Raw genomic sequence first — 22,232 nt, 5'->3', positions numbered from 1 at the left:
GTTAAACTGTGTCAGGTCGAGCGCAGTCGAGACCTAAAATAAACCTCTCGACTGCGCTCGAGGAGACATTTTTTATTTTCTAACTCGTTCAGAAGCCTGTTCAACCTTCAATTTTAATTCTTCTTTGTAAGCAATTATTTTATCTAAAACAGCTTTGTCTGAAGCACCAATAATTTGAGCCGCTAAAATACCTGCGTTTTTTGCACCATCTAAAGCTACAGTTGCTACAGGTACGCCACCAGGCATTTGTAAAATTGATAAAACAGAATCCCAACCATCAATAGAATTTCTGCTTTTTACAGGAACTCCTATTATTGGCAACGGACTCATAGAAGCTACCATTCCTGGTAAGTGCGCTGCGCCACCTGCACCTGCAATAATTACTTGAATACCTCTTTTGTGAGCATTTTTAGAATAGTCTACCAATTTCTCTGGAGTTCTGTGAGCAGAAACAATATCTACTTCTATTGCAATATTAAAACTCTCTAAAATATCTATTGCTTCTTGCATTATTGGAAGATCAGAATCGCTTCCCATTATTATACCTACCATATTTTTATTTATTATTCAATTTCAGGAATTAATTTCCATATATTTATATTGAACTCTTTGTCTATTGCTCTTAAGTAAGAAACTTGTTTAATATCATCATCAATTAGTAACTCAAAGAATTCTGTTGGATTTATATTGTAAATTTCCATCTCAGATTTTTTTCTTTTGATGTATTTTTTTCTTTCATCTGCAAGTAAAACATCGTCTAGCTTAAGTAAATCAATTAAATTTTTAGCTTCTATATCTTTTGAATCTGCTAAAACATAATCTCCGTTTAAGTATAAAACTCTATTTTCGAAAGTTGGATTAGTTGGATGTAAAACCGGTTGAAATTTCTCCCATTTAGAAGATTTCTCTTTATTCCATTGGTGTTTTACTAAAAACCAGTTCTGATATGAGTCTTCATCTGTTCCTTTTAATGTAGGGTTAAAATGTTCTATATCTTTAGCATCTGTTCTACCAATAAATTCTTCGGTATAAGCACAAAACCCTTTCTGCTCTTTATATAAAATTGTTGATATTTTTTTATTATTTAAAGAATTTCCAACAATGTAACTTAGATTTTCTTTTATAATTTCAGATGCTTCTTTTTTTACAATTCTTTTCATATTTAAAAATTATAAGCATCTCCTAATTTAACAGTTTCAAGCAGTAATTCTTTTTTCTTTTTTGGATCTTTTTCACTTGATACTGCTTGTTTTAAACTAAGGTATTTTTTATATGCATCTTCCCCGTGTTTATTATAATAATTAACACCAAAATCATTTTTTAGCATATCGTTTGGGTCGTCTCCAATAGGAGAACTTCCTCTTCTAACGGCAACTTTACCTTCTTCATCAAAATATAAAATAAAACGTTCTTCTGGTTCAAAAGAAGCAGCAATAAATGGAGAATGCGTTGCAACTATAAACTGCGCATCTGGAGCAAGATTCTGATAGTGCTCTATTAAATCCATTTGCATATCTGGGTATAAAGAACGCTCAGGTTCATCCATTAATATAATAGCATCTTTAGTATCTAATTTAAATAATGGTAAAAATGTTAATAATAAACCTTTTGTTCCTGTACTTGTATTTTGAATCGGTATAATCTCGTCGTTTCTTTTATTAGCGATAGGAATTGAATATTCTGTATTAATTATATCAATCTCTAAGTTTAGTTTTTCAATTAAGGGATTAAATTTTAAGGCAAATTTCTCTAAACTATTTGGATTATCTTTTTGCCATTTTTTAAATTCAGAACTTAATTTATTGGTATTTGCCAGTAAACCCTTATGAATAAGTTCAGACATTTTTTGATTGAACTTTTTACGATATTCTAAAATTTCAATTAGTAATTGCAGCCAAGTTTTATATTCTACTTTTTTATCAAATACAGAAATAAAATCTGGTTCAACAAGATTTACTATATTATTCTTTTCAATTTCTTTAAAATGAGAATCACTTTCTTCAAAGATGTCTATTGGGTTTCTGTTAAAGATTGAAATATTTTCATCTGAAATAAAGTTTGATTTAAAAAATAGTAAGTTTGATTTTACGTTATTTGGAATTAATTTCCTTACAAGTCCTGCTGCATTAGTATGCCCATATTCTTTCTCTTTGTAAGTAGTTACTCCATTCTTTTTTTTATAAGTTTCTGTTTTGAAATTTATAATTAACTCGCCATCAAATTTTGTTTCAAGATAGTTTAGTGATCTAAGAGATTCATTAATTACTTCTTGATTTAAAGCTCGTTTTGTTTCTGAAAACAATAACTCCAACAAATTAGTCTTCCCAGTAGCACTCTGCCCAATAAAACAAATTTTATCTAAAGGTTGTCCTTTTCTTTTTCCTGTTTGATACGTAAAATCAAATTCTAGGTTTTCTAGATGTTTATACTGTTCTATATGTAGTTTAGAAATTTTCATTTTTAGAAATTTTGACTAATTTAAGAATAACTTATCAAACTTGTTTTTTAGTTGCTGTAAAAATAATACACCAATTCTATTTTCTATTACTTAGAAATTACCCTAATCGTTTCTTTAACCTCTTGCGCTACTTTTCTTGCAACATCAATATCCGCATTTACAATCGTAACATGTCCCATTTTACGAAACGGACGAGTTTCTTTCTTTCCGTAGATATGTGGCGTAACACCATCAATCTTTAAAATTTCTTCTATATTCTCGTAAATTACATCACCAGAAAAGCCTTCTTCACCAACCAAATTTACCATAATTCCGGCAACTTTACTATCTGTATTTCCTAAAGGAAGATTTAAAATAGAACGAATATGTTGTTCAAATTGGTTGGTGTAACTTGCTTCTATAGAATAATGGCCAGAATTATGAGGTCTTGGAGCAACTTCATTCACTAAGATTTTATCATCTACTGTTTGAAACATTTCTACAGCCAATAAACCAACAAAATCTAAATCACTTACTACTTTTAAAGCAACTTCTCTTGCTTTTTCTGCAACGGTACTATTTATCCTTGCCGGACAAATAACATACTCAACCTGGTTTGCTTCTGGGTGAAATTCCATTTCTACAACAGGATATGTTTTTACCTCTCCACTAACATTTCTTGCCACAATTACTGCCAATTCATTTTTAAAAGGAATCAGTTTTTCGGTAATACACTCAACATTAGGTAAGTTGTTTAAATCGTCTATATTTCTAACAATTTTAACACCAGTACCATCATAACCAAAACGTGCTGCTTTCCAAACAAAAGGAAAATCGATAATATTGTTTTCAAAACAATGTTTTAATTCCTCTAAATATGCATAATGAGAAAATTCTGCAGTAGGAATTTGATGATCTATATAAAAGTTTTTCTGTCTTGCTTTACTTTGAATGATACGTAAATCTTTTGGCTTGGGAAAAATAGTTAAACCTTCTTCTTCCAGTTTGTCTAAGGCATCAAGATTTACATTTTCAATTTCAATGGTCAATACATCTACCGTTTTACCAAAATTATATACAGCATCAAAATCTAATAAATCTCCAACAACAAAGGTGTTACAAATTTCTGCACAAGGTGCGTTTTTGTTGCTTTCTAAAATAGAAGTATGAATGTCTAATTTTTGAGTTTCGGCCAAAAGCATTCTGCCTAATTGTCCGCCACCAAGAACGCCTAATTTAAAATCTGAAGAATAATAGTTTTTCACGTTGAATATTGTTGTGTTTAGGCAAAAATAAGCAACTCAAATTAACTAATCTATTAATTTAATTCCTTATTTGTACTGCATCGCTTCCAAGTAGGTTTACGGTGTACATTAACATACCGCAACCTTCTTCTCCAATTAATGCGCCGCCTTGTAAATAATTATAGTTTCTGTTATGGCAAGTGCACGTTATAAGAGGTGCATTTGTAACAATATCTAAAGGGGTATTACAGTTTCTATCTGGGCATTCTAAATCAAACGCAATAAAATCTGAAGCATTATTTCTAATAATATGAATCTGTCTACCATCTATAGAATACGTTTTACTAGTACCATTTATTGTTAATAATTGGTTAGAAGGAAGTCTGGTATTTAAAACTTCAGAGACGTTTACATCCATAAAACAATCATTAATTTGCGTGTTATCGCTACATGATAAAATTGTTATGGAAAAGCATAAAAACAATATTTTTTTAAACATACAAAAGTTTCATTTTATCTAAAACGATTGAAATTTACAAATATTTTGTATATTTGTAAGACAATCTCATTACTGCAAAGGTAATGGGATTTTTAAATTTAACCCCATAAAGGGTATTATAAGAGAGAGAGAGTTACTCTTTTCTTAATAAATTTAAATAATTTATTAAGAAAAGTTGATGAATTTAAATTAAAAAAAAAATGAGCGATATATCATATTATTCAGCAGAAGGATTAAAGAAATTGAAAGAAGAATTGGTGCAACTAGAACAAGTAGAAAGACCAAGAGTAACTACAGAAATTGCAGATGCACGAGATAAAGGAGATTTAAGTGAAAATGCAGAATATCACGCAGCAAAAGAAGAACAATCTCACTTAGAATTTAAGATTGCAAAATTAAAGAATGTAATTTCTAATGCTAGAATTATAGATGAATCTCAATTAGATACTTCTAAAGTACTAATTCATTCGATTGTTAAAATTAAAAATTCTGCAAACGGAATGGAGTTTTCTTACACCTTGGTAGCAGATTCTGAAACCGATGTTAGAAACGGAAAACTATCTGTAAACTCGCCAATTGGTAAAGGTTTGTTAGGTAAAATAGTTGGTGATGTTGCAGAAATTCAGGTACCTAGCGGGATTATGAAATTCGAGATTGTAGAAATTACGAGATAAAATCATTACGAGGAAGAATGACGAAGTAATCTCTTTATCGATTAAAAGATTGCTTCATTACATTCGCAATGACGTTTTTATTCATTATAAATTCGGGTTTTAGCACTGCTAGAACCCGAATTCTTTTTTATATTTAGTTCTTCAACTAAAACCAACAACTAAAACCTAATTATATGAGCATTTTTACAAAAATAATAGAAGGAGAAATTCCGTGTTACAAAGTAGCAGAAGACGATAACTACATAGCTTTTTTAGATATCAACCCAAATGCAAAAGGACACACTTTAGTAGTGCCAAAAAAGGAAGAAAATAAATTATTCGACTTGTCTAAAGAAGAATATTTAAACCTTATGAATTTTTCTTACAGAGTTGCAAAAGCTTTAGAAAAAGCAGTTGCTTGTAAAAGAGTTTGTATGAGTGTTATTGGTTTAGAAGTGCCACATGTACATGTACATTTAGTGCCTACAAATGCAATGGAAGATATTCAATTTACTAAAAAAGTAAAATTAACAAATGATGAGTTTGTGGCATTGGCGGCAAGTATTTCATCTGAACTTAAATAAAGATTAATAACTCTAATTAAAAATGAAATACGCTGAATTTAATATAGAATCTAATAAAATTGAGTTTTTAAATTCTTTTTTAGGAGTTGAAAGTGTTTTGTTAAATGGAAAAATAATCTCTAAGAAGTTCTCTTTTTTTGGAATTAAGCATAAAGTAAAACTAAAATTAAGCGATTTAACATTAGAATCAAATTATAAACAATTCGATAAAAATGAAATTATACTTGAATTGAAAAATAATGGGGAATTGTTAGATAAGCGAATTGTAGAAACAGACAAAAAACAACGTTTTTATTGGATGTTAATAGGAATGATTTTAGGTTTTGGTATTTATAAAATATTAAATTTCTTACTTGAAAACTATACTGTATAAATTTCAAATAATTAGTTAGCAAAGAAGTTTAGCCCTGATTGAACGGTCTGTTTGAGCTCTTTTTTATTCCTTTTTAGGATAAAAAAAGCGAGTAGTGAAAGCAGGAAATAGCTTCTAATTAAAAAGCCTACCATTACATAGTAGGCTTTTTAACGATTAGAAATTAGTTTTTTTTCTTAAAATAAATTATTCTACTGCTATTTTTTTAGTTACTTTTCCATTTTCTGTATCAATATTTACAATGTAAATAGCTTTGGAAAGAGTATTTATTTTTAATCTATTTTCTTTGTTTGTGATTCCAATATTATTCCATTGTGCCACTTTTTGACCTAATATATTAACTAAAGTTACCTTTTTTAATTCTAAATTACTGTTGTTGTTAATTACAATTTCTTTAGCATTGTTGTCTAAATAGACAGCAACTTTATTTTCTAAAAGAACATCTTCTATACCTAGTGTTGTGGTTTTAGAAAAAGCAAGTACAAAACGATCTGTATAGGTTCCTTTTGCAAGTGTTAAATCGATAGTTTTATTATTAAGAGCGTAAGATGTATTTGTTAATTTATCTGTTAAATAAACGTCTCTGTTAATAGCATTCCATTCATCTATACCAATTGTTGCATTACCGTTTTTAGAGAGCACTAACTCTAAAGGAATTTCTAAATCTTCAGAAATACTTTGTACACCAGTAATTACATACTTTTTATCATTGTTTGGAAACTTCCAATAGATATCGGTAGTTCCTACGTCGTAAATTTCTGTGTCATATCCTTTGTCAAAATCAAAAGAGTTATTGTTTTTAAATGAAATAGCTAATTGTCTGTGTAGGTTTAAGTTTTCATCATTAGTATAACTCATTCCAAGTTTAATTATAGGCAATGTGTTTGTGTAGCTTGCAGATTTTTTGTTTTCACTTTTAAAGAAATAAGATTCGTTTCCTTCTTGTATGTATTCTCTTTGGCTATTGTTAAACTGAATATTGTCTGTAGTTGTAGAGGCGGCATCATCTCCATTTATAAAAAAACCTTGTCCGATTGCTATAAAAGCCTTTGGCTCTGTATAAGAACCGTTACCTAAATTAGGTGTACCGTTATTAGAATTATTGTTATTAGATACACTAGTTGCAGCAACTCCACCAGACAAGTTTCTAACTCCATATCCTCCGTAATTATGTCCTTCAGATCCATTTTTAGAAGCTTTTTCTTCTTTATGTTCCCAGAAATATAAACTTCCGTTGGTAGTATCTAAATTATCTTCTATAAACTTTTTAGCACTTATTGCAGATGCATACGGATTACCTACTAAATAAAAATCTCCCGCACTAATAGTTGTTGTTAATGTTCCGTCTTTTGGTGTGCCTACAAAAGTGTAATTTTGTCCTTTTGTACTTTGATTTAAACTTCCTGCTCCTTTAAGTAGAAACCCATCTGTTTGTGCAATGGTTCCTCCTTTAAATTTCTGTAACCAATTAGCTCTTCCGCCTGCTGAGGCTGCATAGGTATATACCCAATATTCAGCGATTTCTATGGGTGATTTTGTATAGTCACCATCATAACCTGCTACAAAAGTAATCTCTTTAGCTATATTAGAGCTTCCGTTACCAATAGTAGAGGTTGCGTCTAATGGGTTTGTACCATCTTTTAAAACACTAGCAACCGTAAAATTTGTTTCACCGATTGTATTTACAGGAGAACTTAAATAGTTATATCTGTATTTACTTGGTACGGTAGTGTTTTGGTCTACTAATAATTTTCCATCACCAGTTACTTTAGATGTTGTTGTATGCGTTTGTATTAATTGTGCTTTGTTGGTGTCATCAGAGCTAATTAATCGTATTTGATCGGTAGTATCTTTAATTTTAACCTCCTCGGTTACTATTATTAAATTGTCTGTAATACTAAGTGTACGACCATTTCTAACTTCTAGTTTTCTTGCGCTTAATTTATCAGAAGTACTAAAGTCTCTAAAAATTCTTACGTATCTAGATCTATCTGGGTAACCGTTAGACCAAGCATTACTTATTCTTCTAGTCTCTCCAAAGTTATGCAAACCAGGTCTTATATTAGCGGCATCATCTGCATTAGCAATTTCAGATAAAAGTGGCGCATGTGCATGACGTTCTGTGGTATTATCATTTGCTGCATCTGAATACGTAATAATAGTATCATCTATAAAAGCAACCCATTCATCTTCTGTATAGGTTGTGTTTGGTACTAAAGTTTCATCTATACGCACGTAACTTGTATTGTCTGCAATAGCACTTACAACATCTACTCTTCTGTTCCAAGCATAATTTGCGGTACCTTTTGTTAGTACTAATACATCATCTGCATCAGAGAAATCTATTACGTTTGCATTAGTAATAGGCGTAACGTTAGCATTACTTAATGAAGCATTAGTAAGATCATTAGTAATTAAAATAGAAGCACCTGGTTGAATAGTTGTTGTATTGGCAAAAATTACAGGAGATGTTGCTGTTGTTGGGTCAGATCCGTCTTTAAATAATGCTAATGTTGCTGCATTTATACCAACAATATTTGTTGGGTCTATGTTTGTAATTTCTACCCAATGCTCTGTACCTGTAGTATATACTTGTGTTATCATTGATGTACCACATGCTTTTAATGCTGTGTCTAAAGCATAATTAGTGTATGTTGATGTGTAATTAATAGCTGCTGCATCTGTGTCTACATCTTCTAAGCTATTTGCTAATCCATTGGCACCAACTAGGTCTTGTGTAGTATCTATAACTGCATTTGCTATATTGGTTATTATGGTTGTTGTATTATCTGTATCTAAATTACTTACAGGCGCTTCTTTAAATGTAGTTGGCACATTTGCTTCTATTGCATCTGGGCAACCGTCTCCATCAGAATCTAAATCTAGTTGATTTGGTATACCATCATTATCTGTATCAATATTTCCTTCTTCGGTATCTAAAATACCATCATTATCATCATCAATATCATAAATATCTGCGATGCCATCTCCATCATAATCTCTTAAAACATTAAAAGAAACAGAAGGTGAATCTGCAGTGGTATTATCATCTACTTGATCTTGTGTATTTGTAGCTGTGTTTACCTTAGCAGAAGTAGCGTTAATTCCTGTCATTGCATCTGCTTTTGTAACAATTGTAATGGTTTCTACTTGCCCGCTAATAATGTCTCCTACAGTCCAATTAGGAGCTGTCCAAGAACCTATACTTGTACTTGCGCTAATAATTGTTAAACCATTAGGAACCACATCTGAGATGTTAATATTTGTAACTTCGTTTAGACTTTTACTTTCTACTGTAATTTTAAAAGTAATGGTTTCTCCTTCCATAACTTCGGTTTTGTCGGCAGTTTTGGTTACCACAATATCTGGGTTACAATAGTAAGCAGATATTGACTGAGAATCATAGGTACAACCTCCTTTAGTAACACGTACATAATAATCTCCAGATGTTGTTGGGGTGTATGTATGGTCTGTTGCCCCTGTTACTAAAACACCATTATCATACCATTGGTAAGATTCAAAATTTTTACTAACTACCTCAATAGCACCACCTGGCAAACAACCTCCACCTGTAACAGCTAATTCTGTAACAGGTACAGTGTCAAATCCAGAAAAATATCCGGCAATACCTTTAGCTCCGTCAAAACCTAAAAATCCAACAGCTATTGGCCCCGTAGATTTTACAGATACATTCCCTGTAACTCCTGTAATATAAAAAGTTTTCCAGTCAGATGAACCTGAAACAGTTTCTTCTGTAGTTAAAAAAATTCTAGTATTACCGCTAGCACCGTTATAAACCTCAATAGCTGAGTTTGCTGTTGTGGTTGATGCTATAATAAATAAACCTCCAGATGCTGTAAGTCCAGCAATATCTTCTATATTAGAAATGTGATCCATGGTATCTGGTAATAAGCAACTTACGGGGGCTACGAAGTTTAAACTTACTGAATTGCTATTACTAGATCCGGAAAGAACTTGGTAGGCATAAACGTTTTTTGTAGTTGTTATGTGCATGTTTTTTCCAACAGAATTACCAGAATATTTAGAGGATGGTACTTTTGCATACTCTCCAACACCAATTGTAGTAAAAGCCGAAGTTTCATCATTTACATAAATTTCTGTATTTGCTTGGGTTCCTATGATGATTACAAACTCACTGGTTGACCCTCCATTACCACGTACAAAAATATATTCTTTACCTAATTTATCTTCTGGTACAGGTTGATCGGCACCAGCATCTCTAGCCCCTCTAGCAATATCTACACCAAAATTTAACATTCCGTTACTGATGGCTATGTCTTTATCAGACACAATAGATGCACCAATCCAACCATCAATGTTGGCTGCGGCACCGTCTTTAGCTGCTTCAAGTACATAAGACTGTCCTTTATTTAAAGTAATATTTATTGTATTATCAGTAATTCCGTCTATTGCAGTTGGAGATCTAAATTTACATTCTGTATCATAACCACTTATTGTTATCGAGGTATTGTCTTCAGTAGCCATTATACCTAGTGTTGCATTAACTCTACTGTCCTTGGATTCAATTGGTGCGCCTCCCCATTTAAATTTTTGACCTAAAGCAGCTCTACCTTTAGAGGTAATTGAAGTTGCTTGTGAAGCGGATCTACCTCTATAGTTAACATAGAATTTTTCTCCGCTTGCAGATTCAAAACGTAAGCCTCCATCAGATAACACAATTCCTGTGTGTGTTATCACTTACTAGGGTTATATCATTGTCTCCTGGGGCTGGAGAATAGGTTTGTGGGGTAGATTTTGATAGTGATAAAGTAGCAAGTGCTGTAGTATTAGTACCTCTATATATTTTTACATTAAAACTTGAAGTTTCTGGTGTAGATAAATAGATGGTTTGTTCTTTAATAGCTTGGTTGTTAGCAGATTGTTTTAATGGTGGTAGGTAATGTAAATCACTTAATTGGCTATAACCAGCGTGTGTTATGGTTAATAAAATAATACTGATAATTATTTTATATATTTTTTTTCTCATTTTAGGGAATTTAGAGCATCTTATTTTATAATAATGCTAATGTAGTAATAAAATATAGAGGTCAGTAGTTAGTTACATATAATTTTGTGATGTTCTACTTTCTCCTTTTCAACCATTTTAGTTATTAAGTTATTGAATATTGTTGCTTTACTTTGTGATCGATTAATTCTAAAACAAAATTCATTAAAATATCTATTTAGATTAAAGTCACTTACCCAAGAATACGTTGTTCTTATCCAAGATTTCACCTGATGAATCATTGTATGAAGTGCTTTAAAATTCATACCACCATTACTTTCTATTTGAGTAATATTATAAACTTTAGCAATAGGCCTGTAACCTCTCCATTTGTCGGTTATCACTTTAGCTTCTCGACTGATATGATTCACAAAAATATATTGCAAAGAACTAGCTGAAAAATCTTCGATTCTCATGGCATACATTCTTTTAACTTTTCCATCTTCAGTTAGTTCAACAGCAGTTATAGCTTTCTTTTTCTTAGCATTATAACTTCTTCCTACTTTATCTTTTTCTCGTCCACCCAAAACAAATTCATCCACATGAACAATACCGGTCATAGGACTATTTCCACTACTTTCCATAGCTTCTCTAATTTTGAGCATAAATAAACGTGCAGTCTTTTCTGTTACACTAAAACGAACTGCAACATAACTAGCAGAAAGGCTTTTAGTACTCGTACTCATTTCAAAAACAATAAAGAAAGCTTTTCTAACACCAAACTTTACTTTATGAAAAAGTGTGTTTGATGTAGATGATTCTTGATGAGAGCAAATATTACATGTCCGTGAAAAATCTTTTCTTATTTGAGCCTTGTTATGACCACATTTAACACATTGAAATCCATCTTTCCACTTAATATCTGCCAAGTATTTCTTGCAATCTTCATCCGTTTTAAACCGATCAGCAAACTCTAGAAGGTTTTGTCCTTTAAATATATTCATAATATTACTGTATTTGTTGTTTTTAAAGATATGAATTTAAATACTGACCTCTAATAAAATATTTTAAAAAAAGAAGAAAGGTATAAGTACTTTAGGGTGTTATTAATTGATTTGATGCTGTAGATAGACTGTAAGTTACTTTTTCTATATAAAGGTAGCGCTTTATTTTAAAAGAGCTTTAGAAGATGATAACTATATTGCTTTTTTAGATATCAATCCAAATGATAAATCATTAAAAAAGAAGTTGCATGTAAAAGAGTTTGTACGAGGGTTATGGGGTTAGAAGTACCATATGTACACATACATTTAGTGCCTACAAATACAATGGAAGATATTCAATTTATTAAAAAAGTAACATTAACAAATGATAAGTTTGTTGCTTTAGCTACAAGTATTTCTAATCAGTTTGAATAAGATGAGACCGTGGGTTAAAGTTGACTTAATTTTGGGCTTTTGTAAGTTTATTGGTGCAGCTTTTTTTTGGCCATTTATTGTTGATGAAGAAATTATCTTAAAAAAGTTCTTTAAAGTTTTTACTTTGGATGTTTTTTGGATTAATTCTTGGGTATGGTTTTGTAAATATTAGGCATGAAAAAAATAACCACGTTTTAAAATAAAAACGTGGTTACCATATAAGTGTTTTAGAATAAATTATTCTAATATAATTTTTTTAGAAACAATTCCTTTTTCAGTTGCTATGTTTACAATATAAATTGCTTTAGAAAGTTTTTTAGTTTTAAACCTACTTTCAGTTTTAGTTGGTTCAAGGTTATTCCATTCGTTTACTTGTTGACCTGTAAGATTAAATAATTTTACATTTTCTATTTGTAAATTACTGTTATTGTTAATAACCAACTCTTGTGTATTATTATCTAAATATACAGAGATGTTTGTGTCTAAAATTACAGAATTTTTAGTGTCTAGAGTTACTTCTACTTCTGGTTTAATATTTTTAAATCCTAAATAAAACCTTTCTGAATAGGTTCCTTTTACTAAAGTTAAAGCAATTTTTGCGTTGTTTAATAAATAAGAGGTTTCTGTTACTCTATCTATTAAATAGATGTTTCTGTCAATTGCATTCCACTCATCAATACCTACAGTAACTGTACCTGTGTTTTTTAAAGTAATTTCTAAAGGAATTTCTAGGTCTTCGGTAATACTTTGCACACCTGCAATAGCATATTTATTATCAACATTTGGAAATTTCCAGTAGATATCGGTTGTTCCAACATCATAGATTGGTGCATCGTATCCTGTTTCAAATTCAAATGAATTTCCGTTTTTAAATGAAATACCTATTTGTCTATGCAGGCTTAATTCATTATTGTTTCTATAATCCATACCTAGTTTAATAATAGGTAATGTGTTTGTAAAGTCGGTTGTTTTTGCTTTCTTATTACTGCTTTTAAAGAAAACAGCTTCTGCTCCTTCAGTAATATATTCTCTTTGGCTATTATTAAAGTTAATCGTTCCGCCATTTTCATTAGCTGTAACAAAAAATCCTTGTCCGATAGGTATATACGCACCTGGAATTTTGTACTCTCCGTTACCTAATGAAGGTGCTGCATCATTTGCGCCATCTCCGGTTAAAGTAATTTCGTTAATATAGATGTCTATGTTTGAAGTTTCATCAGGATAAATAAATTCTATTTCATCAGAAACTTTTATATCTGTTACAATAAAAACATTTGCATAATTACCAGGTACAGTGTTAAGGTAGGTAGGATAATCTACTCCGTTTATTTTAATATTTAAAAATAGAGATTGATTTGTTTTATAATTTATAAATAATGAATCTGCATTAACACCACTTGTAAAAGCAACTTTTTGATTGTATCCATTTAACAACACACCGCTCATATCATTATCGGTATAAATTTCTGCACCATTAGACAGTGTTCCTGTTTCTGCTTCAATCACACTATTTGTGCGGGTTGCACCATTGTTAGTTGATACTTGGTTTGCAGCAATTCCCATAGCACTGTTTCTTATTGCGTAACCACCAATATACCCACCGTAATTATGTCCTTGGTTTTTAGCTTCGGTACTTTCTTCTCCATCATGTTCCCAGAAATAGATATTACCAGTTATTGTGTTTTTATTGTCTTCTATAAACTTTTTAGCACTCATTGTAGATGTGTATGGGTTTCCTAGTAGATAAGATTGTTGTGCGCCAATAGTAGTGCTTAAATCTCCGTCTTTTGGTGTACCTGCAAATGTGTAATTCTGCGCAGTACCAGTTCCTTTAATTGTAAAACCGTCGGTTTGTGAAATTGTTCTGTTTTTATATTTATGAGACCAATTACTTCTTCCTGATGCATTTGAATAAGTGTAAACCCAATATTCTGCTATAGAAATTGGTGATGTTGCACTACCATCGTAACCTGTTACAAAATTTATATCTTTTATTGTAGAAGTTGTAGAGGTTGGTGTTGTTCCGTCTTTTAGTACATTTTCTAAAGTAAAAGAATTGGTACCAACAGTGTTTACTGGCGAACTCATGTAGTTATATCTGTATTTACTTGGTACATTTGAGTTTTGATCGATAAGAATTTTACCTAAACCTGTAACTAGTTTATCACCTTCGTGCGTTTGTATTAGTTGTGCTTTATTAGTATCATCAGAACTAACCAATCTAATTTCATCTGTAGCACTATCGATGTTAATGTTGTTTGTTACTACTAATAAATTATCCGTAATACTAAAAATACTTCCGTTTTTAACTTCAAATTTTCTAGCACTTAGTTTTTCTGAAAAAGAATATGTTTCAGAAATTTGTACATTTCTAGATCTATCAGGATATCCATTAGACCAATCAGAACTCGTTCTATCTGTTAGTCCAAAGTTGTGTAAACCTGGTTTAATGTTCGCATTGTTATTTGCAGTTGCTATTTCTGATAATAAAGGATCATGTGTATGACGTTCTTCGTTTTCTTCGTTTACTAAGTCTGAATACGTAATAATATTATCATTTATAAAAGCTACCCATTCTGTTGCGTCTGCAGTTTTATTTGGAGCTAATATTTCATCAATACGCACATAACTAGTAGTGTTTTTTATAGCTTCTAAAACATCAATTCTTGTTTCCCAAGCATTATTACCTGAAACTCTTGTTAACGCTATAATATCATTTCCATCAGCAAAATTGGTAACATTTGTGTTTACTATTTCTTGTGCAGAAGAAAGCTTGTTTGTAACACTACCTGCAGATATTAGTATAGATTTACCTGGGTTAATAACATTAGTGTTAGAAGCAAAGGCAGAAGGAGTTTTATCTGTTTGGTCTCCAGCAGTATTTTTAAAGAGCGCAATAATAGCTGCATTTGGTGCAACAATATTTGTAGCGTCTGTATTGGTAATTTCTATCCAACGTTCTGTTGGTGTCTGGTATACTTGTGTTATCATTGCAGTTCCACAAACATTTGTCGCAGCATCTAAAGCATACGTATTGTAAGTAGAAGTGTAGTTTGTAGAGGTTGTAGCAGTGTCGTTTGCTTCTAAACCAGCAGCTAATCCATTACTTCCAACAGGGTTGTTTGTAGTGTTTATTGTAGCATTTGTAATGTTGGTAATTGTGTTATCATTAGTATTTGTACCATTACCATTGGTTACATCTATATTTGTTAATACTGTAGGTACACTAGCTTCTATAGTATCTGGACAACCATCACCATCAGAATCTAAGTCTAAGAAATTAGGGATACCATCGTTATCTAAATCATTACTTCCTTCTACAGTATCTAAAACACCATCGTTATCATCGTCAATATCATTTACATCTGCAATACCATCACCATCAGAATCTCTTAAAATATTAAAAGATACAGAAGGGGCATCTGTAGTGATATTACTATCTACTTGGTCTTGTGTGTTTGTTGCTGTGTTTGTTAATTCTGTGCTAGCGGTAATGCCTGTCATTGGATCAACAATAGTTTTTATTGTAATGGTTTCTATTTGTCCGCTTGTAAGTGTACCTACTGTCCAGTTTGGTGCAGACCAAGAACCTGTACTTGCTTCTGCACTAGATATTGTTATTCCACTAGGGATTACATCTGAAATGTTAACATTTGTTACTGCGTCTAATCCTTTACTTTCTACTGTAATTTTAAAAGTAATGGTACCACCTTCTATAACTTCGGTTTTGTCGGCAGTTTTGGTTACAACAATATCTGGGTTACAATAGTAAGCGGAAATAGATTTAGAATCATAAGTACAACCTCCTTTAGAAACACGTACATAATAATCTCCAGCTTCGGTTGGGGTATATGTATGGCTAGTTGCTCCTTGTACTAAAGCGCCATTATCAAACCATTGATAAGTTTCAAAATCTTTATTAACTACTTCAATTGCACCACTAGGTAAACATCCTCCGCCTGTAATAGCTAATACAGTCTCTGGTTCTGTATCAAATCCAGAAAAATATCCTGCAATTCCTCTAGCTCCATTAAAACCTAAAAACCCAACAGCAATTGGGCCTGTAGATTTTACAGATACTTTCCCTGTAAGACCTGTAATATAAAAAGTTTTCCAGTCAGATGAACCTGCAACAGCTTCTTCTGCAGGTAAATTAATTTGAGTGATACCGTTAGCACCGTTATAAACCTTAATAGCTGAGTTTGCTGTTGTAGTTGATGCTATAATAGATAAACCTCCAGAAGCTGTAATTCCAGAAATATCTTCTATATTAGAAATGTGATCCATTGTATCTGGTAATAAGCAGCTTACAGGTGCTACAAAATTTAAACTTACTGTAGCAATACTTGAACTTCCAGAAATAACTTGGTAGGCGTATACATTTTTTGTAGAAGATACAAACATATTTTTACCACTTGAAGTCCCAGAATATTTAGAGGATGGTATTTCTGCGTACTCTCCAATACCAATTGTTGCAAAAGGTGTGGTCTCGTTATTTACATAGATTTCTGTGTTTGCTTGTGTACCTATGATGATTACAAACTCATTTGTTGTACCTCCATTACCACGAACAAAAACATATTCTTTTCCTAATTTATCTTCAGGCACAGGTTGGTCTGCACCAGCATCTCTAGAAGCGCTATTAGTATTTACCCCAAAATTTAACATACCATTACTAATAGCAATATCTTTATCAGCTTCAATAGATGAGCCAATCCATCCATCTACATTGGCTGTGGTAGCGTCTTTTGCAGCTTCAAGTACATAAGACTGTCCTTTGTTTAGCGTAATATTTATAGTATTATCTGTAATTCCGTCTACTGTAGTTGTAGCTCTAAATTTACAATTTGTATCGTAGCCACTTATTTTTATTTGGGTATTGTCCTCAGTAGCCATTATACCTAATGTAGCACTCATTGTTTTATGGTTCGCTTCAATAGGTGCGCCTCCCCATTTAAATTTTTGACCTAAAGCTGCTCTACCTTTAGAAGTAATTGAAGCAGCTTGTGATTTAGAACGCCCTCTGTAATTGACATAAAATTTTTCTCCGTTTTCAGACTCAAAGCGTAAACCACTGTTAGATAAAGTTATACCTGTATTGGCATTAGTTACTAGAGTTATATTGTTATCTCCATTACCTGGGTTGTATGTTTTTGGAGTTGCTTTTGATAGTGATAATGTAGTAAGTGCTGTGGTATTAGTACCTCTATATATATTTACATTGAAACTTGAAGTTTCTGGTGTAGATAAATAGATGGTTTGTTGCTGAATAGCTTGGTTATTAGCATCTTGTTTTAATGGCGGAAGGATGTGTAAGTCACTTAATTGACCATAGCCTATCTGAGAAAAAGTAAATAGAATAATAAATAAAAATGCTCTCTTTAATTTTTTAAACCTTAAGATGTTCATATATAACTGGTTTTTAAATTTTAATATCGTTTGGAGTTACAAAATTAGTGATGAGGTTTAAAAAAATGAGATGTTTTTATTCGAGTGGCTTTTTTATGTACTTAAAATGCAGTTTAGTGTAGTTGAATTGCTTTTTGTTATTAGATAAAATTGCTTTAATAACCATTTATTAAGTGAAAAAAGTGTTAATTTTGAGAAACTATTGGTAGTAAAGAGTGTTGGTTTTATCAATAAATCGAGAGGAAACAAGTGTTTTAGTACTTACAGTAAGTATTAAGGAAATATCTTTTTTAGGATTGTTGTAGAAACCGTTCAACTACACTTTGTCTAATTGGATCTCAAAAGTAGTTCCTTTTCCAATTTCAGATTTTTGTACAAATATTTTTCCTTTGTGATAATCAGAAACAATACGTTTAGAAAGTGATAATCCTAAGCCCCAACCACGCTTTTTAGTGGTAAATCCGGGTTTAAAAATCTGTTTGAATAACTTTTTAGGCATTCCTTTACCAGTATCAGTAATGGTAATTTTTACTTTTTTAGTAGTGTTTTCTATATTTAGTTTCAGTTCTCCTTTACCTAACATAGCGTCAATAGCATTTTTGATAAGGTTTTCTATAACCCAACCAAATAGTTCTGTATTTAAGTTTGTGTAAATCTCATCATCAGTAGTAATAAAAGAAAAGGATATTTGTTTAGAACTTCTAGATTCTAAATAATCGAAAGCTTGTTTTGTAATAGCAACCACATTTTCTTTTTTCAATTCTGGGGTAGAGCCAATTTTAGAAAATCGATTTGCAATAGTGTTTAGTCTGCTAACGTCTTTTTCTATTTCTTCTACATATTTATCATCAATTTTTTCCATTTTTAAAATGGCAATCCAGCCTAAAAGAGAAGATAAGGGTGTACCAATTTGATGTGCTGTTTCTTTAGCCATGCCTGTCCAGAGTTTATTGGTTTCTGCAGCTTTGTTAGAGTTGTAAAACATATAAATAACACTTAGAAAGAGCACTAAAATTAAGATTAAAGCAATAGGGTAGTAAGTTAACCTGTTTAATAAATCCGAATTTCGGTAGTAAATAAATTGTTTGTTTTTTCCTTTATAACTAACTTCAATGGGCTCGTTTTCTGCCTTCATTTCTAGTAGTTGTTTCTCTAAATAACTAGGATTTGAGGCTTTTACAGAATCGAGGTTTTGAAAATATTCTATCGCTCCCTTGTTATTCACTAAAATCATTGGAATATTACTGTTGTTCTCAATTATTTTTAAAGGCAAATCTACATTTGCGTCTAAGTTGGTGTCACTGGCTATTTCCTTTTGAGCAGTTGCTAAAATTTCCATTTTAATACGCTCTTCATGTTTAAATTTTTGAAAGAACGTATATGTATTCCATAGAATTAACGAGACAATAATTAACGAAACAAAAATTGTAATTCGTTTAAATAAAATAGTATTAGAGAAAAAGTTCATTAAAACAAATATAAAGGTTTCTTGTATATAACTCATTTAAAGATTAGATAGTATCTTTACGTAACTAAAAATTTATGTATGCTTTCTATCGATCCAAAAGATATTTCTACTCAAAAATTGCATGGTTATTTATTGGGTGCCATTGCGCCAAGACCCATTGCTTTTGCAAGTACAATTGATGCAGATGGAAATCCAAATTTATCACCTTTTAGTTTTTTTAATATTTTTGGTGCAAATCCGCCAATATTAATTTTTTCTCCTGCAAGAAGAGTTAGAGATAATACTACAAAACATACTTTAGATAATGCTTTGGCAACAAAAGAAGTTGTTATAAATGTAGTAAACTATGCGATGGCACAACAAATGTCTTTAAGTAGCGCAGAATATCCAGAGGGTATAAATGAGTTTGAAAAAGCAGGGTTTACCATGTTACCTTCCGATAAAATTAAACCATTTAGAGTAGCAGAATCTCCTGTGCAATTAGAGTGTAAAGTAAATGATGTTATTTTTACAGGTGATGAAGGTGGCGCTGGAAACTTAATAGTTTGTGAAGTTGTAAAAGTGCATATTTCTGAGGATGTTTTAGCAGAGGATGGAAGCATAGATCAACATAAAATAGATTTAGTAGCAAGAGCAGGAGGTAATTACTATACAAGAGCTAAAGATGGTTTTTTCGAAATACCAAAACCTATTGCTAATTTAGGTATTGGAGTAGACCAAATCCCTTTAGATATAAGGAATAGTACTATTTTAACTGGTAATAATTTAGGGATGTTAGGTAACGTAGAACAATTGCCAACAGAAGCGGATGTTAATAACTTTAAGGAAGAACATTCTGAATTTATTGGATTAGAAACCACAAAAAAACATACATTTGCCCAAGAGTATTTAAAAATGAATGATGTAGAAAGTGCTTGGAAAGTACTTTTATTAAATTAGAAATTATGGAAGTTATTGGTAAAGTAAAATTAATTGGAGAAGTTCAAACTTTTGGATCAAATGGATTTCAAAAAAGAGAATTAGTGGTTACAACAGATGATCAATATCCACAAATGATTAATATTGAGTTTCAACAAGATAAAGCAGACTTGTTAAACAACTATAAAGTTGGGCAAGATGTAAAAGTATCTATCAATTTAAGAGGTAGAGAGTGGATTAACCCACAAGGTGAAGCTAAATACTTTAACTCAATCGTAGGATGGAGAATAGAAAACTTATCTCAAGGTGCTTCTGCAGGTGGTAATATACCTCCTACAGATAATTTTGAGCCAGCATCTAAAATTACAGATGAAGAGCCAGACGATTTACCTTTCTAGACTATTGGAATTTTAGATAAAAATAAAAAAAAGAGTGTAATTTTTAAATTACACTCTTTTTTTATATAAAATTTTATTTTGCTTTTTTAAATCGAAAGACCTAATAATCCAACAATCTAAATATCTGCAATTATTTTTTTTCTCCTTTCTTAGGCATTGGTCCACGTAAATGAATAACCAATCCGTTTAAGAAATTACGTAAAATTTGATCTTGACATTCCATATACTTTGGATGCTCTTCACTTCTAAATAAAGCGCCTAATTCGGCTTTACTTACCTTAAAGTCAACCAAAGCGCAAATGTCTACAATATCAGTATCGCGCAGTTTATGAGCTACACGTAGTTTTTTTAAAATGTCGTTATTTGTTAATCCCATACAGCAAAGATAATTATTTTAAATTGAGTTTAATTTACTACTTGAAAAATTGCCCAGGCATAAATTGCAAATCTTACAAAACGAAATAAACCAAACAGAACAACACTTCTAAAAGGGTATTTTATCATACCGGCAGCTAAACAAGCTATAGAAAAAGGCAGTGGTAATAAAGCACCGACTAAAATTAAAATTCCACCCCATTTTCGAGTGTTTTTTAAGTTGTCTGCCATTTTTACTTCTAAATATTCTTTTACAGATTTAATTTTTAAAGCTGTTTTTCCAATAAAATAAGAAAGTAAACCTCCTGAATAAGATAACGTAGCTAAGATTGCTAGATTTAAAACGGGTTCTGATGTTTTTTTAGACCATGCAATAAACATTTCTGGAGGCACTAACCCTAACAATGTTTCAGAAATAAAGAAAGCTGTTAAAACAGTTAGTCTAGAAAAAGTTTCTGTAAAATGATGTAAACCCTCATTTATATTATAAACATATTTATTAAAAAGAAATAAACTAACCACAACGGCAAGGATAGGTAAGAAAGCTTTTTTTAAGCTTTCCCAAACAAATAAATAGAAACCAGTTCTACCATAATAATTATGGAGTCTTTTTCCTATAAATGCCTTTTTTTTCTTTCTTTTTTTACGCTTTTTTTCCAAGTAGGTAATTGTTTAAATGATACTGCAAAAATAAGAACAAATTCTAAATAAATAAGGTTACAATTTTAGTTTAATAGTTTTTTAAGATTTTCTTAATTTAGCCATAAATACAGCAAAAATGATTTGGCTAACAGATAAAATAGAATTCCCGCCTTATGAGTTTACAACGGATGATGGAATTATTGCTTTGGGTGGAGATTTATCTGAAGAACGATTGATTTATGCCTACAGAAACGGAATCTTTCCTTGGTTTTCGGAAGGAGATCCTATTGTTTGGTATTGTCCTTATAAAAGAATGGTATTATATCCTGATCAAATAAAAGTGTCTAAATCGATGCGAAAAATTATCCATAAAAATCAATTTACAATAACAGAGAACAAAGCTTTTAAAGAAGTAATTTATAATTGTAAGAATATTGAAAGAAGTGATGGTTTTGGAACTTGGATTACGGATGATATGGAGCAGGCTTATATTAATTTACACAAAAAAGGCATTGCAAAGTCTATAGAAGTATGGCAGAATGATGAGTTAGTTGGTGGTTTATATGGTTTAGAAATAAATGCTATTTTCTGTGGAGAAAGTATGTTTAGCAAGGTCTCTAATGCTTCTAAATTGGCGTTTATTTATTTAGCTAAAAATAAAGAATACACCTTAATAGATTGCCAAATGCATAATGATCATTTAGCTAGTTTGGGGGCACAAGAGGTTGATAGAAGTATCTTTTTAAAGAACTTAAAGTCTTAGTTTTCTTTTTATTTATAAGATTTATTATAAGGAGTAGAAGGAGTTAGTCTGTTATTTTGACTCGTTAGTATGTTTTGTTAAACTG

At 31.3% G+C, this 22,232-nt stretch carries 19 protein-coding genes; 7 read left to right on the top strand and 12 right to left on the bottom strand.

The window, feature by feature from the left end; translation table 11 throughout:
• Positions 1 to 72: 72 nt before the first annotated feature.
• From purE to GQR92_RS10625, 5 genes are all read right to left on the bottom strand, one after another.
• Positions 73 to 552 carry a 5-(carboxyamino)imidazole ribonucleotide mutase gene (gene purE, locus GQR92_RS10645; RefSeq protein ID WP_158839363.1) on the bottom strand — a complete coding sequence of 160 codons (480 nt, stop codon included), beginning with the start codon at positions 550 to 552 and terminating at the stop codon, positions 73 to 75.
• Between the two features lie 11 nt (positions 553 to 563).
• Entirely contained in the window at positions 564 to 1,160 is a 597-nt protein-coding gene (locus tag GQR92_RS10640) for an HNH endonuclease domain-containing protein (protein ID WP_158839361.1), read from the bottom strand.
• Between the two features lie 2 nt (positions 1,161 to 1,162).
• Positions 1,163 to 2,458: an AAA family ATPase gene (locus GQR92_RS10635; RefSeq protein WP_158839359.1), complete on the bottom strand. Its 1,296-nt coding sequence runs from the start codon at positions 2,456 to 2,458 to the stop codon at positions 1,163 to 1,165.
• Between the two features lie 86 nt (positions 2,459 to 2,544).
• On the bottom strand, positions 2,545 to 3,702 hold the full coding sequence (locus tag GQR92_RS10630) for a 5-(carboxyamino)imidazole ribonucleotide synthase (RefSeq protein WP_158839357.1): 1,158 nt from the start codon (positions 3,700 to 3,702) through the stop codon (positions 2,545 to 2,547).
• Positions 3,703 to 3,760: 58 nt separating this feature from the next.
• Positions 3,761 to 4,099 carry a Rieske 2Fe-2S domain-containing protein gene (locus GQR92_RS10625; RefSeq protein WP_158839355.1) on the bottom strand — a complete coding sequence of 113 codons (339 nt, stop codon included), beginning with the start codon at positions 4,097 to 4,099 and terminating at the stop codon, positions 3,761 to 3,763.
• A 281-nt stretch (positions 4,100 to 4,380) separates the two neighbouring features.
• Here GQR92_RS10625 and greA point away from each other — a divergent pair, with 281 nt between their 5' ends.
• The 3 genes from greA to GQR92_RS10610 all read left to right on the top strand — a co-directional run bounded on the left by greA (position 4,381) and on the right by GQR92_RS10610 (position 5,790).
• Positions 4,381 to 4,854, top strand: coding sequence for a transcription elongation factor GreA (greA, locus tag GQR92_RS10620; protein ID WP_158839353.1), 474 nt, complete (start codon positions 4,381 to 4,383; stop codon positions 4,852 to 4,854).
• Positions 4,855 to 5,027: 173 nt separating this feature from the next.
• Positions 5,028 to 5,417, top strand: coding sequence for an HIT family protein (locus GQR92_RS10615; protein WP_158839351.1), 390 nt, complete (start codon positions 5,028 to 5,030; stop codon positions 5,415 to 5,417).
• 22 nt (positions 5,418 to 5,439) lie between these two features.
• A complete protein-coding gene (locus GQR92_RS10610) occupies positions 5,440 to 5,790 on the top strand; it encodes a hypothetical protein (RefSeq protein ID WP_158839349.1) in 351 nt (116 codons plus the stop codon).
• A gap of 186 nt (positions 5,791 to 5,976) precedes the next feature.
• Here GQR92_RS10610 and GQR92_RS10605 read toward each other — a convergent pair whose 3' ends face one another.
• The 3 genes from GQR92_RS10605 to GQR92_RS10595 all read right to left on the bottom strand — a co-directional run bounded on the left by GQR92_RS10605 (position 5,977) and on the right by GQR92_RS10595 (position 11,760).
• Entirely contained in the window at positions 5,977 to 10,509 is a 4,533-nt protein-coding gene (locus tag GQR92_RS10605) for a T9SS type A sorting domain-containing protein (RefSeq protein ID WP_158839347.1), read from the bottom strand.
• The gene (locus GQR92_RS10600; RefSeq protein ID WP_158839344.1) at positions 10,478 to 10,798 is read right to left on the bottom strand and encodes a hypothetical protein; all 321 of its coding nucleotides are present in this window, start codon (positions 10,796 to 10,798) and stop codon (positions 10,478 to 10,480) included. The genes GQR92_RS10605 and GQR92_RS10600 overlap by 32 nt, the downstream gene beginning before the upstream one ends.
• Positions 10,799 to 10,866: 68 nt before the next feature.
• Entirely contained in the window at positions 10,867 to 11,760 is an 894-nt protein-coding gene (locus GQR92_RS10595) for an IS1595 family transposase (RefSeq protein ID WP_158839339.1), read from the bottom strand.
• A 273-nt stretch (positions 11,761 to 12,033) separates the two neighbouring features.
• Here GQR92_RS10595 and GQR92_RS18175 point away from each other — a divergent pair, with 273 nt between their 5' ends.
• Complete coding sequence (locus tag GQR92_RS18175) at positions 12,034 to 12,174, top strand: hypothetical protein (protein ID WP_368074158.1); 141 nt, start codon at positions 12,034 to 12,036, stop codon at positions 12,172 to 12,174.
• Positions 12,175 to 12,411: 237 nt separating this feature from the next.
• On the opposite strand, the gene GQR92_RS10585 is transcribed toward GQR92_RS18175, so the two are convergent.
• Both GQR92_RS10585 and GQR92_RS10580 read right to left on the bottom strand, forming a co-directional pair.
• Positions 12,412 to 17,583 carry a T9SS type A sorting domain-containing protein gene (locus GQR92_RS10585; RefSeq protein WP_158839337.1) on the bottom strand — a complete coding sequence of 1,724 codons (5,172 nt, stop codon included), beginning with the start codon at positions 17,581 to 17,583 and terminating at the stop codon, positions 12,412 to 12,414.
• Between the two features lie 316 nt (positions 17,584 to 17,899).
• Positions 17,900 to 19,051 (bottom strand): sensor histidine kinase, encoded by a 1,152-nt coding sequence (locus tag GQR92_RS10580; protein ID WP_158842103.1) that lies wholly within the window; start codon positions 19,049 to 19,051, stop codon positions 17,900 to 17,902.
• 78 nt (positions 19,052 to 19,129) lie between these two features.
• Between GQR92_RS10580 and GQR92_RS10575 the strand changes: the two genes are divergently transcribed.
• A complete protein-coding gene (locus GQR92_RS10575) occupies positions 19,130 to 19,990 on the top strand; it encodes a flavin reductase family protein (protein WP_158839335.1) in 861 nt (286 codons plus the stop codon).
• A gap of 5 nt (positions 19,991 to 19,995) precedes the next feature.
• On the top strand, positions 19,996 to 20,367 hold the full coding sequence (locus GQR92_RS10570) for a DUF3127 domain-containing protein (RefSeq protein ID WP_158839333.1): 372 nt from the start codon (positions 19,996 to 19,998) through the stop codon (positions 20,365 to 20,367).
• Between the two features lie 130 nt (positions 20,368 to 20,497).
• Here GQR92_RS10570 and GQR92_RS10565 read toward each other — a convergent pair whose 3' ends face one another.
• The gene (locus GQR92_RS10565) at positions 20,498 to 20,743 is read right to left on the bottom strand and encodes a DUF1456 family protein (RefSeq protein ID WP_158839331.1); all 246 of its coding nucleotides are present in this window, start codon (positions 20,741 to 20,743) and stop codon (positions 20,498 to 20,500) included.
• A 29-nt stretch (positions 20,744 to 20,772) separates the two neighbouring features.
• Positions 20,773 to 21,402: a YqaA family protein gene (locus GQR92_RS10560; protein ID WP_158839329.1), complete on the bottom strand. Its 630-nt coding sequence runs from the start codon at positions 21,400 to 21,402 to the stop codon at positions 20,773 to 20,775.
• A 118-nt stretch (positions 21,403 to 21,520) separates the two neighbouring features.
• Between GQR92_RS10560 and aat the strand changes: the two genes are divergently transcribed.
• Complete coding sequence (gene aat, locus GQR92_RS10555; protein ID WP_158839327.1) at positions 21,521 to 22,147, top strand: leucyl/phenylalanyl-tRNA--protein transferase; 627 nt, start codon at positions 21,521 to 21,523, stop codon at positions 22,145 to 22,147.
• Positions 22,148 to 22,232: the final 85 nt, after the last annotated feature.

The organism is Polaribacter sp. L3A8, assembly GCF_009796785.1.
GTDB lineage: Bacteria > Bacteroidota > Bacteroidia > Flavobacteriales > Flavobacteriaceae > Polaribacter.
The sequence above is the reverse complement of the archived record's forward strand: the minus strand, read 5'-3'. Positions and strand labels throughout refer to the sequence as shown.

Coding starts and splice junctions, on each gene's coding strand:
- GQR92_RS10610 (WP_158839349.1), top strand. CDS start 5,440: ATGAAATACGCTGAATTTAATATAGAATCTAATAAAATTGAGTTTTTA.
- GQR92_RS10615 (WP_158839351.1), top strand. CDS start 5,028: ATGAGCATTTTTACAAAAATAATAGAAGGAGAAATTCCGTGTTACAAA.
- aat (WP_158839327.1), top strand. CDS start 21,521: ATGATTTGGCTAACAGATAAAATAGAATTCCCGCCTTATGAGTTTACA.
- GQR92_RS10600 (WP_158839344.1), bottom strand. CDS start 10,798: ATGAGAAAAAAAATATATAAAATAATTATCAGTATTATTTTATTAACC.
- GQR92_RS10570 (WP_158839333.1), top strand. CDS start 19,996: ATGGAAGTTATTGGTAAAGTAAAATTAATTGGAGAAGTTCAAACTTTT.
- purE (WP_158839363.1), bottom strand. CDS start 552: ATGGTAGGTATAATAATGGGAAGCGATTCTGATCTTCCAATAATGCAA.
- greA (WP_158839353.1), top strand. CDS start 4,381: ATGAGCGATATATCATATTATTCAGCAGAAGGATTAAAGAAATTGAAA.
- GQR92_RS10585 (WP_158839337.1), bottom strand. CDS start 17,583: ATGAACATCTTAAGGTTTAAAAAATTAAAGAGAGCATTTTTATTTATT.
- GQR92_RS10635 (WP_158839359.1), bottom strand. CDS start 2,458: ATGAAAATTTCTAAACTACATATAGAACAGTATAAACATCTAGAAAAC.
- GQR92_RS18175 (WP_368074158.1), top strand. CDS start 12,034: ATGGGGTTAGAAGTACCATATGTACACATACATTTAGTGCCTACAAAT.
- GQR92_RS10595 (WP_158839339.1), bottom strand. CDS start 11,760: ATGAATATATTTAAAGGACAAAACCTTCTAGAGTTTGCTGATCGGTTT.
- GQR92_RS10565 (WP_158839331.1), bottom strand. CDS start 20,743: ATGGGATTAACAAATAACGACATTTTAAAAAAACTACGTGTAGCTCAT.
- GQR92_RS10640 (WP_158839361.1), bottom strand. CDS start 1,160: ATGAAAAGAATTGTAAAAAAAGAAGCATCTGAAATTATAAAAGAAAAT.
- GQR92_RS10625 (WP_158839355.1), bottom strand. CDS start 4,099: ATGGATGTAAACGTCTCTGAAGTTTTAAATACCAGACTTCCTTCTAAC.
- GQR92_RS10580 (WP_158842103.1), bottom strand. CDS start 19,051: ATGAACTTTTTCTCTAATACTATTTTATTTAAACGAATTACAATTTTT.
- GQR92_RS10575 (WP_158839335.1), top strand. CDS start 19,130: ATGCTTTCTATCGATCCAAAAGATATTTCTACTCAAAAATTGCATGGT.